At 68.2% G+C, this 22,598-nt stretch carries 20 protein-coding genes; 7 read left to right on the forward strand and 13 right to left on the reverse strand.

What is annotated here, in order from left to right; all coding sequences use genetic code 11:
* Positions 1-3: 3 nt before the first annotated feature.
* The 8 genes from AC5W7N_RS08520 to AC5W7N_RS08555 form a co-directional block, all read right to left on the reverse strand.
* On the reverse strand, positions 4-1,245 hold the full coding sequence (locus AC5W7N_RS08520; RefSeq protein ID WP_495923481.1) for a TetR/AcrR family transcriptional regulator: 1,242 nt from the start codon (positions 1,243-1,245) through the stop codon (positions 4-6).
* Between the two features lie 189 nt (positions 1,246-1,434).
* Complete coding sequence (locus AC5W7N_RS08525) at positions 1,435-2,682, reverse strand: TetR/AcrR family transcriptional regulator (RefSeq protein ID WP_495923482.1); 1,248 nt, start codon at positions 2,680-2,682, stop codon at positions 1,435-1,437.
* A gap of 61 nt (positions 2,683-2,743) precedes the next feature.
* The gene (locus AC5W7N_RS08530; RefSeq protein ID WP_280498749.1) at positions 2,744-4,693 is read right to left on the reverse strand and encodes an acetoacetate--CoA ligase; all 1,950 of its coding nucleotides are present in this window, start codon (positions 4,691-4,693) and stop codon (positions 2,744-2,746) included.
* Between the two features lie 27 nt (positions 4,694-4,720).
* Entirely contained in the window at positions 4,721-5,536 is an 816-nt protein-coding gene (locus AC5W7N_RS08535) for an HpcH/HpaI aldolase/citrate lyase family protein (RefSeq protein ID WP_280498750.1), read from the reverse strand.
* A complete protein-coding gene (locus AC5W7N_RS08540; protein WP_195020857.1) occupies positions 5,533-6,021 on the reverse strand; it encodes a MaoC family dehydratase in 489 nt (162 codons plus the stop codon). Before AC5W7N_RS08540 ends, AC5W7N_RS08535 begins: the two co-directional genes overlap by 4 nt.
* A 29-nt stretch (positions 6,022-6,050) precedes the next feature.
* Positions 6,051-7,211 (reverse strand): acyl-CoA dehydrogenase family protein, encoded by a 1,161-nt coding sequence (locus tag AC5W7N_RS08545; protein ID WP_163815247.1) that lies wholly within the window; start codon positions 7,209-7,211, stop codon positions 6,051-6,053.
* 9 nt (positions 7,212-7,220) lie between these two features.
* Positions 7,221-9,266, reverse strand: coding sequence for an ATP-binding protein (locus AC5W7N_RS08550; RefSeq protein ID WP_195006809.1), 2,046 nt, complete (start codon positions 9,264-9,266; stop codon positions 7,221-7,223).
* Between the two features lie 5 nt (positions 9,267-9,271).
* Positions 9,272-10,888: a carboxyl transferase domain-containing protein gene (locus AC5W7N_RS08555; protein ID WP_495923483.1), complete on the reverse strand. Its 1,617-nt coding sequence runs from the start codon at positions 10,886-10,888 to the stop codon at positions 9,272-9,274.
* A 93-nt stretch (positions 10,889-10,981) separates the two neighbouring features.
* Between AC5W7N_RS08555 and AC5W7N_RS08560 the strand changes: the two genes are divergently transcribed.
* Positions 10,982-11,575 carry an SACE_7040 family transcriptional regulator gene (locus tag AC5W7N_RS08560; protein WP_194992342.1) on the forward strand — a complete coding sequence of 198 codons (594 nt, stop codon included), beginning with the start codon at positions 10,982-10,984 and terminating at the stop codon, positions 11,573-11,575.
* Between the two features lie 292 nt (positions 11,576-11,867).
* Here the strand turns inward: AC5W7N_RS08560 and AC5W7N_RS08565 are convergent, their stop codons facing one another.
* Positions 11,868-12,614, reverse strand: coding sequence for a 3-hydroxybutyrate dehydrogenase (locus AC5W7N_RS08565; RefSeq protein WP_194992341.1), 747 nt, complete (start codon positions 12,612-12,614; stop codon positions 11,868-11,870).
* A gap of 109 nt (positions 12,615-12,723) precedes the next feature.
* Positions 12,724-14,133 carry an MFS transporter gene (locus AC5W7N_RS08570; RefSeq protein WP_495923484.1) on the reverse strand — a complete coding sequence of 470 codons (1,410 nt, stop codon included), beginning with the start codon at positions 14,131-14,133 and terminating at the stop codon, positions 12,724-12,726.
* 139 nt (positions 14,134-14,272) lie between these two features.
* Here AC5W7N_RS08570 and AC5W7N_RS08575 point away from each other — a divergent pair, with 139 nt between their 5' ends.
* Positions 14,273-15,193: a LysR family transcriptional regulator gene (locus tag AC5W7N_RS08575; RefSeq protein ID WP_163815258.1), complete on the forward strand. Its 921-nt coding sequence runs from the start codon at positions 14,273-14,275 to the stop codon at positions 15,191-15,193.
* A gap of 29 nt (positions 15,194-15,222) precedes the next feature.
* Here AC5W7N_RS08575 and AC5W7N_RS08580 read toward each other — a convergent pair whose 3' ends face one another.
* Positions 15,223-15,822 (reverse strand): hypothetical protein, encoded by a 600-nt coding sequence (locus tag AC5W7N_RS08580; protein WP_495923485.1) that lies wholly within the window; start codon positions 15,820-15,822, stop codon positions 15,223-15,225.
* Positions 15,823-16,252: 430 nt separating this feature from the next.
* Entirely contained in the window at positions 16,253-16,375 is a 123-nt protein-coding gene (locus AC5W7N_RS08585) for a hypothetical protein (RefSeq protein WP_256673438.1), read from the reverse strand.
* A 199-nt stretch (positions 16,376-16,574) separates the two neighbouring features.
* Here AC5W7N_RS08585 and AC5W7N_RS08590 point away from each other — a divergent pair, with 199 nt between their 5' ends.
* From AC5W7N_RS08590 to AC5W7N_RS08605, 4 genes are all read left to right on the forward strand, one after another.
* Positions 16,575-17,000, forward strand: coding sequence for a PPOX class F420-dependent oxidoreductase (locus tag AC5W7N_RS08590; protein WP_195020062.1), 426 nt, complete (start codon positions 16,575-16,577; stop codon positions 16,998-17,000).
* A 13-nt stretch (positions 17,001-17,013) separates the two neighbouring features.
* Positions 17,014-17,787 (forward strand): precorrin-4 C(11)-methyltransferase, encoded by a 774-nt coding sequence (gene cobM, locus AC5W7N_RS08595; protein ID WP_195006808.1) that lies wholly within the window; start codon positions 17,014-17,016, stop codon positions 17,785-17,787.
* Positions 17,788-18,547: 760 nt separating this feature from the next.
* Positions 18,548-19,849 carry a helix-turn-helix domain-containing protein gene (locus AC5W7N_RS08600; RefSeq protein WP_195020061.1) on the forward strand — a complete coding sequence of 434 codons (1,302 nt, stop codon included), beginning with the start codon at positions 18,548-18,550 and terminating at the stop codon, positions 19,847-19,849.
* Between the two features lie 275 nt (positions 19,850-20,124).
* The gene (locus AC5W7N_RS08605; RefSeq protein WP_228815156.1) at positions 20,125-20,829 is read left to right on the forward strand and encodes a class I SAM-dependent methyltransferase; all 705 of its coding nucleotides are present in this window, start codon (positions 20,125-20,127) and stop codon (positions 20,827-20,829) included.
* Positions 20,830-21,093: 264 nt separating this feature from the next.
* Here AC5W7N_RS08605 and AC5W7N_RS08610 read toward each other — a convergent pair whose 3' ends face one another.
* The gene (locus AC5W7N_RS08610; RefSeq protein WP_194990070.1) at positions 21,094-21,960 is read right to left on the reverse strand and encodes an SDR family NAD(P)-dependent oxidoreductase; all 867 of its coding nucleotides are present in this window, start codon (positions 21,958-21,960) and stop codon (positions 21,094-21,096) included.
* Here AC5W7N_RS08610 and AC5W7N_RS08615 point away from each other — a divergent pair.
* On the forward strand, positions 21,941-22,489 hold the full coding sequence (locus AC5W7N_RS08615; RefSeq protein WP_324197355.1) for a TetR family transcriptional regulator: 549 nt from the start codon (positions 21,941-21,943) through the stop codon (positions 22,487-22,489). The genes AC5W7N_RS08610 and AC5W7N_RS08615 overlap by 20 nt on opposite strands.
* Positions 22,490-22,598: the final 109 nt, after the last annotated feature.

Here is a 22,598-nt window from a genome sequence, read left to right on the forward strand (position 1 = left end):
GGCTCACCGCCCGAACAGCACCTGCCGCATCAGCGCGGCCACCCGCCGGCGGGAGCAGGCCGGGTCCACCGAACCGAACCGCTGCCCGAGATCGACCACCATGGCCAGCGCGGCGTGCACCAGCACCCGCGCGGATGCCGCGGGAAGTTCGGGCCGCACCGCCATCAGCAGCTTGGCCCACTCTTCGACATTGAGCCGCTGGATGTTTCGCAGCACGGTGCGTTCCTCGGCGGGCACATTACTCATCTCGGCGTAGTAGACGAAGGTCAGCTCGCGTTCGGCGAAGGAGCCGTCGACGAACAGGTCGATGAGGGTGTGCAGGGCCTGCTCGGGGCCGTCGGATCCGGCGACGGCGGGGCCGATGGCGGCCGAAACCCGGTCGGCCGCACGGCGAAACGCGGCGGCCAGGATATCGCCCTTCCCGCGATAGAAGCGGTACACCGCCGAGGACGCGGGCAGCCCGGCGGCGGTCGCGATGTCCTCGACACTCACATTCGGGTAGCCGCGTTCGTGGAACAGTTCCACCGCGCGCACCAGCAGCAGTTCGTGTTTGAAGGTCAGCGGGATCTCGCGCGCCGTGGTGGCCTCGGTGTCGTCGCCGGGCAGGGGCAGCCGGGTGTCGGCCAGGGCGCGGCAGGCGGCGCCGAGCTGATCGGTCAGCGAGCGCACCGGGATCGCCACATGGTGGTCGCCGATGCTGCTCAGCACGCTCAGCAGCGCCGCCGTCAGCACTGCGCGGTCGCGTACCGGCAGGTCGGGGCGGTAGTCGCCGAGGGCCTCGCGCAGTGCGCTGTCGACCACCGTGAGCTGGGTGTGCAGCAGGGCGGCGTCATCGGGTTCGAGGTAGCGGCGTTGCCAGCGCAGCAGCGCGGCACTGCGCCGGTTGACGATGGAGGCGCCGATCAGCGCGTCCAGCTCGTGTTCGAGCCGCTCGCGCGCGGTCCACTGCCGTGCGTCCTCGGGGAGCCGCACCGCTTCCACGCTCAGCCTGCCCAGCCGCAGCGTTTCCTCACGGAACAGCGCGTATTTGCTCGGGTAGTGCCGATACAGCGCGGTGGAACTGATATCGAGGCGCGAGGCGATGTCCTCCATGCTCACCCCGTGATAGCCGAGCGAACCGAACGCTTCGGCCGACGCCGCGGCGATCTGCGCGCGGCGGTCGCGCGGCCTGCGCCGCACCGACCGAGACCCGGTGGTCTCGCCCGCGGCCGTCTCCCGCGTCGCGCGGCGATTCCGGGCACCCATGCGGCGATGATAGCCCGGCCGTGCCCGTGCTCACCCCGACTTTCTCCCCGGGCGGGAGAAGTGAATTAGAAATCACAAAAGAGTCGGTAACGACTACAATTGCCGCACTGATAGTAAGAATGACCCATAACTTACCGTGCGCGGGATGAGCAGGGTCGAGCCCCGTCGGGCCATCGGGGAGAGCGGGAATCAGACCTGGGCGCGGCGCCCGAACAACACGATCTGCATCAGCGCCGCTACCCGCCCCTGCGAGGCGATCGGCGCGGTACCGAACGAGCGCCCCAGATCCACCACCAAGGCGAACGCGGCGTGCACCAGGAACCGGGATTCGGCAGGCGCGAGCTCCGGACGCACCTCACGCACCAGCCGCGCCCACTCCTCCACGCTGAGCCGCTGAATATTGCGCAGCACCGTGCGTTCCTCGGCCGGAACGTGCTGGAACTCGGTGTAGTAGACGAAGGTCAGCGCCCGCTCGGTGAACGAGCCTTCCACGTACTGGTCGATCAGCGAGACCAGCGCGGCCTCGGCGCTGTCGGCGGAGGCGACCGCGGGGCCGATCGCGCTCGAAACCCGTTCGGCCGCACGGCGGAACGCCGCGGCCAGCAGATCGCTCTTACCTCGATAGAAGCGGTACACCGCCGATGCCGCCGACAGCCCGGCCGCGGTCGCGATATCTTCCACGCTGACATTCGGGTACCCGCGATCGTGGAACAGCTCGACCGCCTTGCGCAACAGCAGTTCGTGCTTGAACGAATCCGGGATCTCCGCCGCCGCGGCGGGTTCCACCGCATCGCCGACGGCGGGCAGCTCGGCCCGCGCGATATCCCAGCAGGCCGAGGACAGCAGGCGGGTAAGCGATTTCGCGGGCAGCGCGGCGTGGTGGTCGGCGATGCTGGTGATGGTGCTCAACATCGCGGCGCGCAGGACCCGGAGATCGTCGTCGTCGAGCTCGGGGCGCAGCGCGTGCAGCTCGGCGCCCAGTGCGTCGACCACCGTCGCCTGCTGTTCGTTGAGCAGGTCCAGATCCTCGGCCTCGAGGTAGCGGCCCTCCCAGCGCACCAGGGTGACGCTGGCCCGGTTGTCGATGGTGGCGGTGATGAGCGCGTCGAGCACCTGCCGCAGCCGCTGCTCGGGACCGGCGTCGGCGGCGGCCTCGGGTCGGTGGACCGATTCGGTCATGGCCCGGCCCACGCGCAGCAGTTCCTCCCGGAAAAGGGCGTACTTGCTGGGGTAATGCCGGTAGAGCGCGGCCGAGCTGATGCCGAGACCCGAGGCGATGTCCTCCATGCTGACACCGTGGTAGCCGAGGGAGCCGAAGGCCGAGGCGGCGGCCGCCGCGATCTGGGCTCGCCGGTTCTTCGGCCTGCGCCGGATCTCCCGTGGCGCCGAGTCGCCGTTGCCCTTCGCACGCACCGTACGGCGATTGTCGACACTCATTCCGACATGGTATCGCTCGGTAACCAGCGGCAATGTGGCGCTCCCCGCCGTGAGTCGTGGATCACCCGCGCCCGGGGGGACGAATCCGCGCGTACCAGTCGAGCAGATCGGGATCGTCGACGGCGCTGCGTTCGACGACACGGGCCGGGTCGGCGCCCTGGAACAGCTTCTTGATCGGCACCTCGAGCTTCTTGCCGGTGCGGGTGTGCGGGACGGCGGGCGCGGCAAGGATCTCGTCGGGCACATGCCGCGGCGATACCTCGCGGCGGATCACGTCCTTGATCCGTTCGGCCAGCTCATCGGTCAGTTCCGTGCCGGCCGCCGGCACCACGAACAGCGGCATCCAGTAGCCGCCGTCGGGTTGCTCGGCCCCGATCACCAGCGCCTCGGCGACCTCGGGCAGTCGTTCCACGGCCTGATAGATATCGGCGCTGCCCATCCGGATGCCGTGCCGATTGAGCGTGGAATCCGAGCGTCCGTGCACGACGACCGAGCCGTGGTCGGTGATGGTGATCCAGTCGCCGTGCCGCCACACACCGGGGTAGGTATCGAAATAGGCGTCGTGATAACGCTTTCCGTCCGGATCGCGCCAGAAACTCACCGGCATGGACGGCATCGGCCGGGTGACCACCAGCTCGCCGACCTCCCCGCGCACCGGATTGCCCGACTCGTCGTAGGCGTCCAGTGCCACACCCAGATACGGCGCCGACAGCTCGCCCGGCCATACCGGTACCGTGCGTACCCCGCCGATGAACGCAGACACCACATCGGTGCCGCCGCTGATCGAGGAGATCGGAATATGGTCGCCGACGTTGTCGCGCAACCACAGTGCCGACGACGGTGGCAGCGCCGAGCCGGTGATGCCGATCATCCGCAGGGCCGACAGATCGTGCTCGTCCTTGGGCACCGAGCCCGCCTTGATGCAGGCCAGCACATAGCCGGGGCTGGTACCGAGCACCGTCGCGCGCACCTTCGCCGCGATCCGCCACAGCGCGTCCGGCTCGGGATAGGTGGGGCTGCCGTCGAAACAGACGATGGTCGCGCCCGCGAGCAGTCCGGCCACCTGGAAGTTCCACATCATCCAGCTCGGGCTGGTGTACCAGAAGAACGTATCGTCGGGTCCGATATCCGATTGCAGCGCCACGGCTTTCAGATGTTCGAGCAGCACGCCGCCGTGACCGTGCACGATGCCCTTGGGCAGGCCGGTGGTGCCGGAGGAGAACACGATCCACAGCGGGTGGTCGAAGTCGACGGCTTCGGTCTCGATCACCGGATCGGCGTCGGTGCCCGCGACGGCGTCGGTCCAGGCCAGCGTGCCCGGCATATCGAGTCCGAGGCGGGAGACCACGATGGTCTCGCGCACGCTGCTCAGGCCGGCGCGCAGCTGCTCGATATCGGCGCGCTTGTCGTGCGCCTTGCCGCCGAAGCGGTAGCCGTCGGCGGTGACCAGCACCGTCGGTTCCAACTGGCCGAGCCGGTCGAGGGCCGCCTTGGCGGTGTAGTCCTGGCCGCAGGCGCTCCACACCGCACCCACCGCCGCGGTACCGAGGAACGCGATCACCGCCTCTGGGATATTCGGCAGATATCCGGCGACCCGATCGCCCGGACGTACCCCGAGCGAGCGCAGGGTCCGGGCGAATGCCGCGGTGCGGTCGATCAATTCGGTCCAGGAGACCTCGGTGACCTCTTCGCCGCCGTCACCGAGCGCCACGATCGCCGGGCGGTCGGTACGGAATTGCCGCACCACCTGATCCACATAGTTCAACCGGGTGCCGGGGAACCAGCGCGCGCCGGGCATGGTTTCCTCGGCCAGCACCTCGCCCGCGGTCTCGCCGAGCTCGAAGTAATCCCACAGCGCCTGCCAGAAACCCGCCAGGTCCCGCACCGACCACTGCCACAGCGCGGCGTAATCGGGTGTGGGGACACCCGTGCGTGCGGTGACGAAACGGGCGAAATCGGTGATCTTCGCTTCGGCGATATCCCGGTCGGTGGGCACCCACTGTGGCTGCATCGTGGTTCTCCTGGCTCGGTATGTGGATCAGCGGCGGGCGCGCCGCACGACTTGCTCGGCGTGCCGCAGCACGGGGGCGTCGACCATCCGGCCCTGGTAGGCGAAGACACCGCGATGCTGCGGTGCCTCGTCGAGAACGCCACGCGCCCAGGCGAGTTCGTCGTCGGTGGGGGCGTAGGCGTCCCGGATGACGGCCACCTGGCTCGGATGGATGGCCACTTTGACGTCGAACCCGACGGCCACCGCGTCCTCGGCCTCGGCCCGCAGACCGTCCAGGTCGGCGATGTCGAGATACACCGAGTCCAGGGCCAGCCGCCCGTGTGCCTTGGCGGCCAGCAGCGAGGTCGAGCGCACGTGCCGGGCGACGTCGCGGTAGCTGCCGTCGGCGTGCCTGCTGGACGCGCCGCCGAGTCCGGCGACCAGATCCTCCGCACCCCACATCACGCCGATGGTGTTGTCGGCCGCCGCCGTGCGCGCCACCTCCAGCGCGCCGAGCGGCGATTCGATCAGCGCGATCACCTCATAGGCCGACAGCGCCGCCAGCTGGGCGGTCGACTCGCATTTGGGCAGCATGAGCCTGCGATAGCCCGTCTCGATGAGCGTGGCCAGGTCGTGGCGGTGCTCATCGGTGCCCGCGGCATTGACCCGCACGATCGTGGTCTCCGGGTCCAGCGGGGTCTCGACCAGTGCCTTGCGCGCGGCGGCCTTGTCGTCCGCGGCGACACCGTCCTCCAGATCGAGGATCACCACATCCGCGGCGGCGGCCGCCTTGGCGAACCGCTCCGGCCGGTCGGCCGGGCAGAACAGCCAGGCCGGGCCCGCGGGCACCCAGGGTTCGCTCACGCCGCACCGTCCTCGGACTGCGGCCGGACGCGGATCATCGCATTGCGGACCGCCACCGCCACCACCGTGCCGTGCTGGTTGCGCGCGGTGTGCCGGAAGGTCACGATGCCTTCGCCGGGCCTGCTCTTGGACAGACGCTTGTCCAGCACCTCGGTCTCGGCGTAGATGGTGTCGCCGTGGAACAGCGGCGCCGGGAACTTCACCTCGCTGAAGCCCAGGTTCGCGACGGTGGTGCCCTGGGTCAGATGTGCGACCGCGAGGCCGACCATGGTGCCGAGGGTGAACAGCGAATTCACCAGCCGCTGATGAAACGGCTCCTGCGCTTCACTGTAGGCGGCGTCGATATGCAGGCCCTGCGGATTCATCGTCAGCGTGCTGAACAGCACGTTGTCGGTTTCGGTCATGGTGCGGCCGGGCCGGTGCTCGTAGATGACGCCGGTCTCGAGTTCCTCGAACCACAGTCCGGTCTGCACGACGCGGCGCATCTGGGCGGGCGCGGTGTTCTGCTCGGCGCTCACAGGCCCAGCTCCCGTGCGATCAACATCAACTGCACCTCCGTCGTGCCCTCGCCGATTTCCAGGATCTTGCTGTCGCGGTAGTGCCTGGCCACAGGGTATTCGTTCATGAAGCCGTAGCCGCCGAAGATCTGCGTGGCATCGCGGGCGTTGTCCATGGCCGCCTCGCCGGCGATCAGCTTGGCGATCGAGGCCTGCTTCTTGAACGGCTTACCGGCCAGCATCAGCGCCGCCGCGTCGTAGTAGGCCGCACGTGCGGTGTGTGCGCGTGCCTCCATCCGGGCGATCTTGAAGGCGATGGCCTGGTTGGTGCCGATCGCGCGGCCGAAGGCCTCGCGTTCCTTGGCGTAGCGCACGCTCTCGTCCACACAACCCTGCGCCACACCGGTGGCCAGCGCGGCGATGGCGATGCGGCCCTCGTCGAGGATGCGCAGGAAGTTGGCGTACCCGCGGCCGCGTTCACCGAGCAGGTTCTCCTGCGGCACCCGGACATCGGTGAACGAGAGCGGATGGGTGTCGGAGGCGTTCCAGCCGACCTTGTTGTAGGCCGGTTCGGCGACGAAACCGGGGGTGTCGGTGGGCACCAGGATGGTGGAGATCTCCTTCTTGCCGCCCGATTCGCCGGTCACCGCCGTCACCGTCACCAGGGTGGTGATGTCGGTGCCGGAGTTGGTGATGAACTGCTTGCTGCCGTTGATCACCCAGTCACCGCCGTCGGCGACGGCGGTGGTGCGGGTGCCGCCCGCGTCGCTGCCGGCGCCGGGTTCGGTGAGGCCGAACGCGGCCAGGTTGCGGCCGCTGGTGAGCTGGGGCAGCCACTGCTGCTTCTGCTCCTCGTTACCGAAGCGGTAGATCGGCATCGCGCCCAGCGACACACCGGCTTCCAGGGTGATGGCCACGCTCTGGTCGACCTTGCCCAGTTCCTCGAGGGCGAGGCACAGCGCGAAGTAGTCGCCGCCCATGCCGCCGTACTCCTCGGGGAACGGCAGCCCGAACAGGCCCATCTCGGCCATGCCCTGCACCACCTTGTACGGGAAGGTGTGGTTGGCGTCGTGTTCGGCGGCGACCGGGGCCACCACCTGGTTGGCGAAATCGCGGACGGTGAGCGCGAGGTCGCGGTAGTCGTCGGGAAGTGTTCCGGTGGAAAGGAAGTCGGTCATCGTGTGGTCCTATCGGTCGGCAGCCGTTGTGGCAGCGGGGGAGTCGGTCGTCGGCGCCGGGGCGGCGTGGATCCTGGCGAGCACCTGGTCCAGGCTCACCTGATCGCCTGGCCGCACGAGCACTTCGACGGTGCCGGCGGTCGGCGCGGTCAGCGAATGCTCCATCTTCATCGCTTCCACCACGACCACCGGCGCGCCCGCGGCGACCTCGGCGCCGGGTTCGACCGGCACCGCGATCACCGAACCCGGCATGGGACTGCGGATTTCGGCGTCACCCAGATCGGCGTCGCCGGCGCGGACGTTCACCTCGGCCATCTCGCGCAGCGAGCAGACACCGGACGGGCCGGCCACCCACAGCCGGTTGTCGTGTTCGGCCAGGCGGTAGTCGTGGCGCACATCGTCGACGGTGATCGTCAGCGCGCCGGGGGCGGTGAGCTCGGCGGATACCGAGACCGGCGAACCGTCCTCGCCGATCCACAGCTGCGCCGCCGCCGGGGTGCCGGTCAGGTAGACGTGCTCGGTGCGGTTACCGCCCTCGAGCCGGATCGAGGTGGGTGCGGCGGATCCGAGGCGCCAGCCGGTCGGCTGATCCCACGGGTCGCCCGGCCGGGTAGGCCAGCGGCGCAGCCAGTGGTAGACGGCGGCCGCGGCGAACGCGTCGTCGGGCACCGGCGCAGGCGTGAAGTCGACGGCCCGGCGATCCAGCAGCGCGGTGTCCAGACGCCCGGCCACGACATCGGGGTCTTCGAGCAGGAACCGCAGGAACTCGATATTGGTGGTCACGCCGAGCACGACGGTCTCGCCCAGCGCCCGATCCAACGCCGCGAGCGCGGCCGCGCGGTCGGGACCGTGCGCGATGACCTTCGACAGCATCGGGTCGTAATCGCTGCCGACGACGGTGCCGACCCGCAGCCCGGAATCCACCCGCACGCCCTTGCCGCTCGGTTCGGCCAGGTCGACCACCGTGCCGCCGGTGGGCAGGAAGCCGCGCCCGGGATCCTCGGCGTAGACCCGCGCCTCGACGGCATGCCCGATGAGCCGGATGTCCTCCTGCGCCAAGGTGATCCGCTGCCCGGCCGCCACCCGCACCTGACATTCGACCAGGTCGACACCGGTCACCATTTCGGTGACCGGATGCTCCACCTGGAGGCGGGTGTTCATCTCCATGAAGAAGAACTCGTCCGGGCGGTCGGCCGAGACGATGAATTCCACCGTGCCCGCGCCCACGTAGTCGACGCTGCGCGCGGTATTGCAGGCCGCCGCACCGATCCTGGCCCTGGTGGCCGCGTCCAGCAGCGGCGAGGGCGCCTCCTCGATCACCTTCTGATGCCTGCGCTGCAAACTGCATTCACGTTCGCCCAGGTGCACCACATTGCCGTGCTGGTCGGCGAGGATCTGCACCTCGATATGGCGGGGCCTGGTGACGAACCGCTCGATGAACAGGGTGTCGTCGCCGAACGCCGCCGCGGCCTCGCGGCGGGCGCTGACCAGTGCGGCGGGCAGCTCACCCGGTTCGTGGACCAGCCGCATCCCCTTGCCGCCACCACCCGCGGACGGCTTGACCAGCACCGGATAGCCGATGTCGGCGGCGGCCGCGATCAGCGCGTCGTCATCGAGGCCGGGCTCGGCGATACCCGGCACCACCGGCACGTCGAACGCGGAGACGGTGTTCTTGGCGGTGATCTTGTCGCCCATCACCTCGATCGCCTTCGCCGGCGGACCGAGGAACACGATGTCCTTTTCGGCCAGCGCGGCGGCGAAAGCGGCGTTCTCGGACAGGAATCCGTAACCGGGGTGCACGGCCTGGGCGCCGGTGCGCACGGCGGCGTCGACCACCTTGGCGATATCGAGATAGCTCTCGCGGGCGGGCGCGGGACCGAGCCGGACCGCGACATCGGCCTCGCGCACATGCCTGGCACCGGCGTCGGCATCGCTGTAGACCGCGACCGAGCGGATGCCCATGGAGCGCAACGTGCGGATGACGCGCACCGCGATCTCGCCGCGATTGGCGACCAGAACGGTGTCGAAACCGACGGGATGATTCGTGTTCAGCATGGTCATCACATCCGGAAGACGCCGTAGGAGACAGGTTCCAGCGGAGCCTGCGCACAGACCGACAGGGCGAGGCCGAGCACGGTTCTGGTGTCGGCGGGATCGATCACGCCGTCGTCCCAGATCCGCGCGGTGGAGTAGTACGGGTTGCCCTGCCGCTCGTACTGATCCCGGATCGGGGCCTTGAACGCCTCCTGATCCTCCTCGGTCCAGGGCTTTCCGCTGCTGTCGAGCTGATCGCCGCGCACCGTCGACAGCACCGACGCCGCCTGCTCACCACCCATCACCGAGATCCGGGCATTGGGCCACATCCACAGGAAGCGCGGTGAGTACGCGCGCCCGCACATGGAGTAGTTGCCCGCACCGTAGGAACCGCCGATGACGACCGTCAGCTTCGGCACCCGCGCGCACGCCACCGCCGTCACCATCTTCGCGCCGTGCTTGGCGATGCCGCCCGCCTCGTAATCGCGTCCCACCATGAACCCGGTGATGTTCTGCAAGAACAGCAGTGGGATCTTTCGCTTATCGCACAGTTCGATGAAATGCGCGCCCTTCATGGCGGATTCGCTGAACAGCACGCCATTGTTGGCGACGATGCCGACCGGATGGCCGTGGATGTGGGCGAATCCGGTGACCAGGGTCTTGCCGTACTCGGCCTTGAATTCGTGGAAGCCGCTGCCGCCGTCGGGATCGCCGTCGACGATGCGGGTGATCACCTCGCGCACGTCGTACGGGGTGCGCAGGTCGACCGGCACCACGTCGTAGAGCTCCTCGACCGGCGCCGCGGGCTCGATGGGAGTGCGTACCTCCCAGGGGCTTTCGGGCCGGGGGCCGAGCGTGCTCACGATGCGGCGCACGATGCGCAGCGCGTCCTGATCGTCGTCGGCGAGATGGTCGGTGACGCCGGAGGTCCGCGAATGCAGCGCGCCGCCACCGAGCTCCTCGGCGGTGACCACCTCGCCCGTGGCCGCCTTCACCAGCGGCGGACCGCCGAGGAAGATGGTGCCCTGATCGCGCACGATCACCGCTTCATCGCTCATCGCGGGCACATACGCGCCACCCGCGGTGCAGGAACCCATCACCGCCGCGATCTGGGCGATGCCCTTGGCGCTCATATTCGCCTGGTTGTAGAAGATCCGGCCGAAATGCTCGCGGTCGGGGAACACCTCGTCCTGATGCGGCAGGTAGGCCCCGCCCGAATCGACCAGGTACACGCAGGGCAGATGGTTCTGCAACGCGACTTCCTGGGCACGCAGATGCTTCTTCACCGAGAGCGGGTAGTAGGTGCCGCCCTTGACCGTCGCGTCATTGGCGACGATCACGCATTCGCGCCCCGACACCCGGCCGATGCCGGTGATGACGCCGGCGCCGGGGCATTCGTCGTCGTACATGCCGTTCGCGGCCAGCGGTGAGAGCTCGAGGAACGGGCTGCCCGGGTCGAGCAGTTGATCCACCCGCTGCCGCGGCAGCAGCTTGCCGCGTGCGATATGGCGCTGCCTGGCCTTCTCCGGGCCACCGAGCGCGGTCGCGGCGAGCCGGGCACGCAGATCGGCGACCAGCGCCTGATGCGCCGTGTAGTTGTCGGAGACCGCAGCGCTCGCGCGCGGGTCCTGAGTCATCGTCATCACGCCATCCTGCCGGTCAGTTAATCGCTGATAACTGGAATACAGGTTAATCTTGACTAACCGAGTTGTCCAGACCGGCTGGGAGGAGCGCCGATGACCGGCACGGAAACCGGCACGCTCACGCGCCGTGAACAGCAGAAAGCCGAGCGCAGGCGGCAGTTGCTCGATGCCGGCGCGCGCCTGATCGCCGACCGCGGCTTCCTCGGCGTGCGGCTCGATGATCTGGGCGCGGCGGTAGGCATTAGCGGGCCCGCGGTGTACCGGCACTTCCCGAACAAGGAAGCGCTGTTGGTCGAACTGCTGGTCGGGGTCAGTCGCAGGCTCTTCGAGGGCGGCGAGGCCGTGGTGGCCGATGCGTCCTCGCCCGCCGAGGCGCTCGGCAGGCTGGTCGATTTCCATCTCGATTTCGCGCTCGGCGAGCCCGAACTGATCCGCATCCAGGATCGCGATCTCGACAACGTCCCCGAACCCGCGCGCCGGGAAGTGCGCCGCTTCCAGCGCCGCTACGTCGAGATCTGGGTGGGCGTGCAGCGCGAACTGCATCCGGAACTGGCCGAGGACGCGGCCCGGGTGAAGGCGCACGCCGCGTTCGGCCTGATGAACTCCACCCCGCACAGCGCGACACCGGCGACGGCAGCGCGGGCGCGGGCGATCTTGCGCGATATGGCGATCGCCGCGCTGAGCTGACCGGTGCGCGGGGCGGCGAGTGCTGGACATGTAATGGCTGTGACCGGCCCGGTGGGCGCCGCACCCTGCTTGGCTGTGAACGGTCAAGTGGGCGCCCTGCTCGCGACGGCTGCGCTCGAGGCGCGTGTCAGGGCTGCGGCCGCCTGGCAAGATATGGCGGCTGTCGGTGTGCCGGATCGGCCCCCTCATAGCGCCGACCCGGCACGTCGGGTGCTGGAGCGAGCGGCGCGGCCTCTGGCCTGACCAGGTGGACTCGCCGCGGCCCCGCGCACCGGCACCCGCCACCGACCGATCACCGGGCGCTCCAACCTCCGTCCATCGTGTAGGACGCGCCGGTGACCATGCCCGCCTCCGGCCCGGCCAGCCAGGCGGTGAGCGCGCCGACCTCCTCCGGCTCCACCAGCCGCTTGATCGCGCTCTCGGTGAGCAGAATGCGTTCCAGCACTTCACTTTCCGCGATGCCGTGGGTGCGGGCCTGGTCGGCGATCTGCTTGTCGACCAGGGGGGTGCGCACATAGCCGGGGTTGACGCAGTTGCTCGTCACACCGTGCCTGCCGCCCTCCAACGCGGTGACCTTGGAGATGCCCTCCAGCGCGTGCTTGGCGGCGACGTAGGCGACCTTGTACTCCGAGGCGCGCAGCCCGTGCACCGAGGAGATATTGACGATCCGGCCGAACCCGTTGGCATACATGTGCGGGAGCGCGGCCCGGATCAGCAGGAACGGTGCCTCGGCCATCAGCGTCATCAGGGTGCGGAACCGCTCGGGCGCGAACTCGGGGATGGGGTCGATGCTCTGGATACCGGCATTGTTCACCAGGATCTCGACCTCTAGCGTCAGCGCTTCGAGTTCGCCCACCGCCAGCAGATCGACACCCCACGCGCTGCCGCCGAGCTCCTCGGCCAGCGCCTTCGCGCCGACCTCATCGATATCGGCGACGGTGACGTGGGCCCCGCGGGCGGCGAGCGCCCGGGCGCAGGCCGCGCCGATCCCGCTCGCCCCGCCGGTCACCAGGGCGCGGCGCCCTTCGAGCGTGTTCACCGCGCCGTCCTCCGAGTGCATGGGCTCGCAGCGGATGTGCTGGTTCTCGCGCGTCCGGGCGCGGTGCCGGGACGGTCGTCCCGGCTGACCGGCCCATGCTGGATGCCGATCATTTCGCCGTCACCGGGGCCGGGGTGGGTGCGGGTGCGGTGGCCCGTGCGGCCTCGCCCGCCAGGTACTTCGCATCGGCCGAGTCGATCTGGGCAAGATCCAGCCCACTCGTCTCGCGGGCGACGATCACCGCGACGGCGGTGAGCGCGCAGGCTCCGGCCAGGTACCAGGCGATGGGCACCGAGGAGTCGAAGGTGTCCAGCAGCCGCACCGCGATGATCGGGGCCAGCGAGCCCGCGACGATCGAGGTCACCTGATAGCCGAGCGAGACACCGGAGTACCGCATCCGGGTCGGGAACATCTCGGCCATGATCGCCGGCTGCGCGGCGTACATGAGGGCGTGGAACAGCAGGCCGATGATGATGGCGGCCAGGATGACCGCGTTGTGGCCGCTGTCCATCATCGGGAAGGCGAAGAAGCCCCAGGTGCCCGCGGTGATCGCGCCGAGCAGGTACACCGGGCGCCGGCCGAACCGGTCGCTGAGCCTGCCGACCATCGGGATCGCGAAGAAGTGGATCGCGTGCGCGATCAGCAGCCACCACAGGATGGTGTCGGTATCGACGTCGACCTGCACCTTCAGGTACGTGATGGTGAACGTGACCACCAGGTAGTACATGATGTTCTCGCCGAAGCGCAGGCCCATCGCGGTGAAAACCCCACGCGGGTAACGCTTCAGCACCTCGACCACGCTGAACGAGGTGGCACGGGCCTTCTCGGCCTCCTGCTGCGCGGCCACGAAGATCGGCGCGTCGGTGACCTTGGTGCGCACGTAGTAGCCGATCAGCACCACCACCGCCGACAGCCAGAACGCGACCCGCCAACCCCAGCTCAGGAATGCCGCGTCCGACAGCGTGGAGGTCAACGCCAGCAACACCACCGTGGCCAGCAGATTGCCCGCGGGCACACCGGCCTGCGGCCAGCTCGCCCAGAATCCGCGGCTGCGGTTGGGGCTGTGCTCGGCCACCAGCAGCACCGCGCCGCCCCATTCACCGCCGACGGCGAATCCCTGGATGAACCGCAGGATCACCAGCAGCGTCGGCGCCCAATAGCCGACCTGGCCGAAAGTGGGCAAACAGCCCATCAGGAACGTCGCCGCACCCACCAGCAGCAGGCTGAACTGGAGCAGCTTCTTGCGGCCGTACTTGTCACCGAAGTGACCGAAGACGACGCCGCCGAGCGGGCGGGCCGCGAAGCCCACCGCGTAGGTGACGAACGCGGCCAGGATCGCATCCAGATCGCTGGTGGTCTCGGCGAAGAACACCTTGCTGAACACCAGCGTCGCGGCGGTGCCGTACAGGAAGAACTCGTACCACTCGACCACCGTGCCCGCCATCGACGCGGCGACCACTCTCCGCAGGCCGGTCGGTACTCCTTTGTCATCGGTCTTCGCCGCGTCGTGCACGCTCATCGTCGAAACTCCCTCATCATCGCGACCACATCACTGATCGAATGTGATGGCCGCCACAGGCCATGACGATGAGTATCAGCGCACACCGATGTCGGCGGCAATGACCAGATGCGCAGGGCGTATCTGCAAAAATGCAGAAATGAACGCGTCCGCTCCGGGTCCGGCTCGTCGTCCCAGCGCCGATGATCTGCTGGTCCTGCTGGCCGTCGGACGGTCGGGACGCTACGTCACCGCGGCGAACGAGCTCGGTATCAACCACACCACCATCGCCCGCCGGATCGCCGCGCTGGAACAGGCCCTCGGCGGGCGGGTGCTCACCCGGGCCGCGGGCGGCTGGGAGCTCACCGAACTCGGCCGCACCGCGCTGGTCGCGGCGGAGACCATCGAGACGGCCGTCAAGTTCATGGCGGGCCCGCGGGGGCAGCGCGAGCTGGAGGGGGTGGTGCGGATGTCGGCGACCGACGGTTTCAGCGCCTATCTCGCCGCGCCCGCCGCCGCGCGGGTGCGGCGAGAGCATCCGCGGGTGGCGGTCGAGATCGTGGCGACGACTCGGCGCGCGTCCCAGCAGCGGTCCGGGTTGGATATCGAGGTGGTGGTGGGCAAACCACAGGTGCAGCGGGCCAAGGCGATTCGACTCGGCGACTATTGTCTCGGCCTCTACGGCTCCCGCGATTACCTGGCCGAGCACGGAACGCCTGCGTCCATCGCCGATCTGGCCGGACATCCGCTGGTCTACTTCATCGACTCCATGCTCCAGGTGGACGATCTGGATCTGGCCTCCAGCTTCGTCCCTACCCTGCCCGACTCGGTGACCTCCACCAATGTCTTCGTCCACGTCGAAGCCACCCGCGCCGCCGCGGGCCTCGGCCTGCTGCCCTGTTTCATGGCCGACCGCCACGCCGACCTGGTCCGCGTCCTGCCCGAAGCCGTCGCCATCCGGCTGTCCTACTGGCTGGTGTCGCGTCCCGAAACCCTGCGCCGCCCGGAGGTGTCGGCGGTCGTCGACGCTCTGGTGCAGTTGGTCGCCGAACAGCAGCCTGCGCTACTCGGCAGGCACTGAGGGTTCGTGCGGCCCGGCGCCACGCCCGTTCACCGGCGCCGGACCGTTGACGGCAGATGCCCCTTCCGGTACCACTCGACCACCGATCGCGAGGCGTGGGCGATATCGGTGCCGGGGACGACGACCGTGTACCACGTGCCGAGGCCGTGCAGCCCGTTGATCGAACATTCGTAGCCGATGCGATGTGCCAGTCCGCGCACCCAGCGGATCGCTTCCGCCCGCTCCGCTGGCGACGTTCGACCGGCGTCGCAGACGATGAGCAGGCGGCGTGCGGCGATGCTCAGCGCCGAATTGGTTGCCATATCCCGCATCCGGCGTTCGATCGAGCGGATTCGCCGGGCGCGGTCGAGCCGCCGGATGACCGTCGCGCTGCCCGTCCAGTCGCCGAACGAGAACTCGATCAGCGAGCGATCCACGAGGACGATGATCGCCGCGGTTCCGGGTTCGGCCGCCGTCGGTGGGCTCGTCTTCCCGGTCGCTCGGTGGTGGTTTCGATCTCGATCGTCCACCCGGTGGGCCTCGGGCAAGGGCACCGAAATATTAGGTGCGCCACCGTAGCTCGCGGGTATGCCGTTGCGGCGGAGCTCTGCGACCACCGCCTCGAGTAGGCGCGTCGGCCGGCCGATCACGACCGGTGATCGTCCGGCTCCCGAGAGTGTCGACGGCGTACAGCGTTGCGGCCGCGCGCGTATCGCGCTGCCGCTACGGTTCCCCTTCGTCACGATCACGACTGCCGTTCCCGTCTGCTCGTACGTGCTGCGTCCTGGCGTCGAACATGTCCTTGATGCGGGCCTTGATCTCCGCGGTGCTGAAACTCGACCCGCGGTGTGTTCTTCGCTCCGCGATTCCGGATGAAGTCATGAGTACTCCTCAGGTAAAACGACCGGCCTTTTAACGGCAACCGCCGCGCTTTTTTGCACGGCGGTACATCCTGCTGTGAATCCCGTATTCGACCGGGAAAAAAATAGTCGCCAACTAGTCGGTGTGAATTTTCTGGGTGCTGTGGATCGAAACGCCGCCTGCCCGGTTCCGTGTGGCTCGGCGCGAGCGAAAATCCGATCAGCCCTTGCGCTTACGGACGATCACCGACTCATTCGCCGCCTGCTCACGCTTCGCGGCCCGGCGCTCCTTGATCGTGCTGGCCGGTTTCTTCATGGTCTTGCCGCGAGATTTGTCACCCATTGTCGCTCCTGCTTTCGAAGTTCCAACTGGCTTCGACCATACGTCAGAAAAAAATAAAAGCCAGTCCGTTCGCGGCGGGTGCGAAAACTGCTGATGGGCGTGATGACCACCTGGCCCTTCGGCGCCGACCGACCGGAGCGGGTGTGACATGCGTTCGTTGTGCGCGGGCATCGGACGATCGCGGCTCTAGGCTGGGTGGATGGCTTCGTTGACGGATCCGAAGGTGCGTGAGTTTCTCGGTCACGGCACTCGCACGGCCAAGGTGGCGTTCACGGCGGGGGACGGGCGGCCGGTGGTGGTGCCGGTGTGGTTCATCGTCGAGGGCGAAGAGCTGGTGTTCAACACCGGTAAGACCTCGGCCAAGGGCAAGGCGCTGGCGCGCGACAATCGCGTCGCGCTGTGCGTGGATCTCGAGCAGGAGCCGTATGCGTTCGTGCAGGTCCAGGGCACGGCGACGCTGTCGGAGGATCTCGATGAGCTGGTGCGCACCGCCACCGCGATCGGCAGCCGCTACATGGGTGCCGACCGGGCCGAGGAGTTCGGCAAACGCAACGGCGTGCCGGGCGAGCTGGTGGTGCGGGTGCGGCCGCACAAGGTCATCGCGGCCTTCGATATGACCGGCTGAATAGACTCACCGCATGACCGTGCACTTCATCGGCGCCGGCCCGGGCGCCGCGGACCTGCTGACCGTCCGCGCGGTCGAACTGCTGCGCAGCTCCCCGGTCTGCCTGTACGCGGGAACCTACCTCGACCCCGAGGTGCTCGCGCACTGCGCGCCCGGCACCGAGCTGATCGACACCCAGCACCTGGATATCGACCAGATCATTGCCCACCTGGTGCGCGCCCACGAATCCGGCCGCGACGTCGCCCGTCTCTGCTCCGGCGACCCGTCGATCTATTCCGCCCTCACCGAACAAACCCGCCGCCTCGACGCGCACGGCATCCCCTGGGACGTCACTCCCGGCGTCCCCGCCTACGCCGCCGCGGCTGCCATCCTCGGCACCGAACTCACCGTCCCCGAGGTGGTGCAATCGGTAGTCCTCACCCGCACCCAGGCCCGCTCCACGGCCATGCCCGAATCCGAGGCCCTGGCCGAATTCGCCCGCACCGGAGCCACTCTCGTCCTGCACCTGGCCATCACGCGCATCCGCACCCTGGCCGCCGAACTCGCCGAGTTCCACGGCCCCGATTGCCCCGCGGCGGTCGTCTACCGGGCCAGCCAGCCCGAGGAACTGGTGTTGCGCGGCACGCTCGCCGATATCGCAGACCAGGTAGACGCCGCGGAATTGCGCCAGGCCGCCGTCATCCTCGTCGGCCGAGCCCTGCAATCCGGAATATCCTGTGTGGGGTCCCATTTGTACGACCCGGGCCGGGACCGTGACCTCGGCGGTGCCGGATCGTTCGGCGGTTAGCGTCGCGATCCAGCTGGCACGCAGCCGTCATCGAGTGCGTTGTCGCCTCGAATCCGGCGTGATGCGCCCGGCCGCAACCAATGTGACGAACGCGGCGCGCTTACGAGCACAATCGTGCTCGCGGTGATGCTGCATCGCGCGATGCGCGTCCTCGAGCGAGAGCGGCGCCAACGGCAACCCGCAGGTCCACGCCGTCGGATCGAAGCCCGGCACCGTCGGCCGCGTCGCACGCGCCCGCCGAGGTGCCGGCGGTTCCGGCCGGTCGGCCGGCCACACGCACCCCACGATCAACACTGCCGCACCGCACCCCGCGAGCGCCGAAACAACCCCCGTCAACACATGCCAAGAATCCACCCCGCTCACCCCCGCTCCACAAGCCGCACCAGCCCATCACGAACCGCCACCAACATCGCGACCTCCCTTGCCAACTCCTCGCCCGACATCTGACGAGGGGGACATGGGACCGGCCGCTGCGGCGCGCAGCCCGCCTGACGTCGTCGAATCGCTGTGTCCATGGGTGCCTTTCGGGTCGGGCACTCGGCGCCGGGGGCTTTCGCCACCGGGCGGCGGCCTTGCCGGTCGGTGTGCCGAGTGGATCGGCATCGGCCCGGCGCCGGGTGCGGGATCAGCTTCGCGGGCGGGCGGGGGTGCGGCGACGCCGAAAACTGCGCAGCAGTGATGTGCAGAATCTGCCGTTGACATCCCTGACGTGCGGTTTCGGGACTAGAGTTCGCTGACCGCACATCGCAGGGGGCAATGGATGGACGACGAAAAGCTCACCAACGCATGGGAAATGCCCGCGTTCCGCACGCTCCTCGCCGCGGGCAGGCCCGGCCGGGCGCTGGCCCTGGTGCGCCAACAGATGGGCCTGTCCCAAGCCGACTTCGGGGCACTACTGCACTGGGATCGCACGCACACCGGCCGAGTGGAGCGCGGCGAAGTCGGCACCATCTTCGACGTGCGCGAACTGTGCCGCGCCGCCGACGCACTGGGCATCCCACGCACTGCCCTCGTCCCACTCTTGCTCGGAACCGAAGGTCCGGGGACCATCGGAAGCGGGGACGAAGGAGCCGAGGACGTGAACCGCAGACAGTTCGGCCTGGCAACGACGGTCGCCATCACCGGCGCCGCCGCCGATACCTCTGGCCCGGTGAAGGTCGGCACCCCGCACATCACCTACCTCCACGACCTGACCCGCCGACTGTGGGAGCACGACAACCGCTTCGGCGGGGGAGGGATCGCGCGCTACGCGCTGGAGCAGTACCGGTTGGCGCGGAGGTTGCTCGATTACGGGGAGTACGGGCCGCGCATCGGTGCCGAATTGATCGCCGCCACCGGTTGGCTTTCGAGCTGCGTCGGCTGGCTCACCTACGACGCGAACGAGCGTGCTGTGTCCCGCCGCTGCTACACCGACGCTGTCATGCTGGCCGAGCACAGCGGCGACGACGACCTGATGGCCGGTGCGCTGGGCGGGCTCAGCATCACCTTGACGGACCGTCCGACAAAGAGCCGCGAACCGATCCGGGTGACGCAGCGAACCAGTGAGCTGGCCAGGCACGTTCCCTCGGCGCGTCTCAACGCACTACGAACCGCACGTTTGGCTACCGCCTACGCGGCGGTCGGCGAACGCCGGGAGTTCGAACGTGCAACGAATTCGGTATGGCGCGAAGTCGATCGCGGTCTCGATGACGCCAACGATCCCGTATGGCTGAGGTTCGTCACCGAGCCCGAGCTGCGCGTCCTAGCAGCCAAAGGCCACCAGATGCTCGGCCAACACCACCGCGCCGCCACCCTCTTCCACGAAAGCCTCACCCGCCCCGGCAACCTCCCCCGGGACGAAGCCTCCTACCGCACCTACTACGCCGCCTCCCTGGCCGGCCTCGGCGACCTCACCGAAGCCATCACCGCAGCCAACTCCGCCTTGGACCTTCTCGACGGCCCCGTCCGATCCCCCCGCCTACTCGCCGACCTCCGCCCCGTCCGAGCCGCCGCCCACCACGCATCCTCCGACACAGCCGCCCGCTTCCGCCGCCGATACGACCGGTTGGTCAGAGCTCGGTAATCAGCACAGAGTCGAGTTCTCGCGAGGGCAGCTGCACCCGGGCAGGTCCGAACTGGTCCTCTCAGATGTCCACTTCACCAGCAGTCCGGGTAGGGATGGACCGTCAGGCGGCGGTATCGGAAAGCTTTAGTTGCCCACAGTCCTTATTAAAGGTTGCTCGCTAACCTTTAATAAGGACTACACCTGTAGAGGCTTGTGTAGCGTCCTCCTGGCGCCGGGTCCGGTTCACCGGCAGGATGGGGTACGTGCCCGAAAGTTCCGCTGATGCAGTCGATATGGCTGTCGATAACGACTACGACGGCTTCGCCGAGGGCTATACCGCCGAAACCGAAGACAACCTCATCAACGGCTACTACGCGCGGCCCGCGATCGTGGACCTGGCCGGCGACGTGACCGGCCGCCAGGTTCTCGATGCCGGCTGCGGCTCCGGACCGATATTCGCGGCGCTGCGCGACCGAGGCGCCATCGTGACCGGCTTCGACTCCAGCACGAAGATGGTGGAGCTTGCCCGCCAGCGACTCGGCGCCGACGCTGCTGTCCGAGTCGCCGATATCCGGGATCCGCTGCCGTACCCAGATGCCGCGTTCGACGACGTCATCGCCTCCCTGGTGCTGCACTACCTGGAGGACTGGACCGCCCCGCTGGCCGAATTCCGCCGCGTGCTGAAACCCGGCGGCCGGCTCATCATCTCCGTCAACCACCCATTCATCTTCAAACTCGCCTACCGCGACTCCGACTATTTCGCCACCGTCGAGCACTCCGAGGAATACAGCTTCAACGGTCAAAGGGCCGTGCTCACCTACTGGCACCGCCCCCTGCACGCCATGACCGACGCCTTCACCACCGCCGGCTTCCGCACCACCACCATCAGCGAACCCCCACCTGCACCAGGCGCCCGCCAACGTTTCCCCGACGCCCTGCCGAAAACCACCTCCGGAGCGTTCCTGAGCTTCCTGTTCTTCGTTCTGGAGGCCGTGTAGCGGTCGGATGATGTGCGCGCCCAGGGCCTCGATGAGACGACCCCTCGTGAGCCGTCCTCGGCCGTCCTTCGTCGAGCACCACATGTGGACCGGACAATCGACGCCAGCCGTGGCGTATCGCAGCAGACTCGACGCTCGTCGATACGCACGGCAGAGTCGGGGGACAGGCGACACCGGCGGTGGTGACTCAGCTCCTACGTCTGCCCTCGACGCTGAGAGGAGCGTTGCGGTGGGTCTTGTCGGTCCGTTCGCGCGACGGCGGGATCACATTGCGGTCAGCCGGTCGCGATGTGTCGCACACAGGTCCCAGATGGTGTTTCGGGTCCTTTCGTCCAAGGCGGCGTCGGGCCATCGGGTCGGGGCGGCCTTGCTGTTGAAGTAGGTGCCGCTGGTTTCTCGAACCTCGGGACTGGACGCGAGATAAACACTGGACCGCGTGGCCGCGAGCAGCGCCCGGTGCCCATAGACGACCGGCATCGCCAGTCGCAACAGCGGCACGATCGGGCGGGCCAGTAGTGGGTACGTGCCGATGGTGAGGCTCTTGTTCATCGAGGTGTAGGCGTGACCGGGGTAAGCCACGTTCAGCGTCACCGGCCTCCCTTCGAGCTCCTGGGCGAAGCGGTAGCTCATCGCCATCTGTGCCAGCTTGGTCTGGTTGTAGAAGGAGAGGCCGACGTAGGACTTCTCGCCCTGGAGGTTGTCCAGGTCGATACCGCCTTTCGGGATGCCGCCGGTGATGTTTATGACCCGACCGGCGCCCGAGGCTATGAGCGCCGGCATCAGCCAGTGCGTCAGACAGAACGGTGCGACGACGTTGACCGCAAACGCGGTTTCGAGGCCGTCCTCGGTCACCTCTCGGTGCGACCTCGTCGCTCCCGCATTGTTGATCAGCACGTCGACGCTGCTGTTCCGGCTGCCGACCTCGTCGGCGAGGCGCTTCACTTCGCCGAGCCGTGACATGTCCGCTGTGATCGCCTCGACGCTGTTGTTGCCGCTGGAGCCGCGGAGTTCCGCTGCCGCGGCTTCGGCACGGTCTCTGTCGCGCCCGACCAGGATGACGCTCGCGCCGAGCCCTGCCAGGCGCCGCGCGGTCTCCTTCCCGATCCCTCCAGTGCTCGCCGAGATAGCCATCGACCTGTTCGCCCGACAGGGCTTCGAGAACACGACCGTCGATCAGATCGCGCGAGCAGCCGGCATGACCAAGCGCAGCTTCTTCCGGTACTTCCCCACCAAGGAAGACGTGGTCTTCGACGGCATCGACCTCACTGGCGAGGACGTGGTCGCCGACATCTCCGCCCGACCCGCGGACGAAGACCCCTGGGATTCCCTCCATCACGTATTCCGTGCCCGGCTGGACGATATCCAGGCCAGCGAGCAGGTCCTCGTCACCCTGCAACTCATCGAGGCCACGCCTGCACTGGTCGGAAGACTCCACCAGCGACGAGCGGAATGGCGACAGCGAGTCAGCGACGCGCTCAAAGACCGACGAGGCTCAGCGGTCGACGCATACACAGCCGACTTACTCACCAACGCCGCAACGGCCGTACTCGATGCAGTGTCCAGCCACTGGGTGCGATCAGGCGGGAAGTCGGACCGCCGAATGCTTCTCGACCAAGGATTCGATCAAGTCCAGGTGGCCCCCGACACGCCTCAGCGCTGACGGTCGATACCCTGCCGTCGGCGACAAACGCCTTGCCCCGCAACAACTAGGAATCGGGTGCGCTGATAGGCCGGCCACTGGGCATTGTGATCGGCAGCAGGGCCGCTCG

Source organism: Nocardia sp. CDC519 (genome assembly GCF_059509835.1).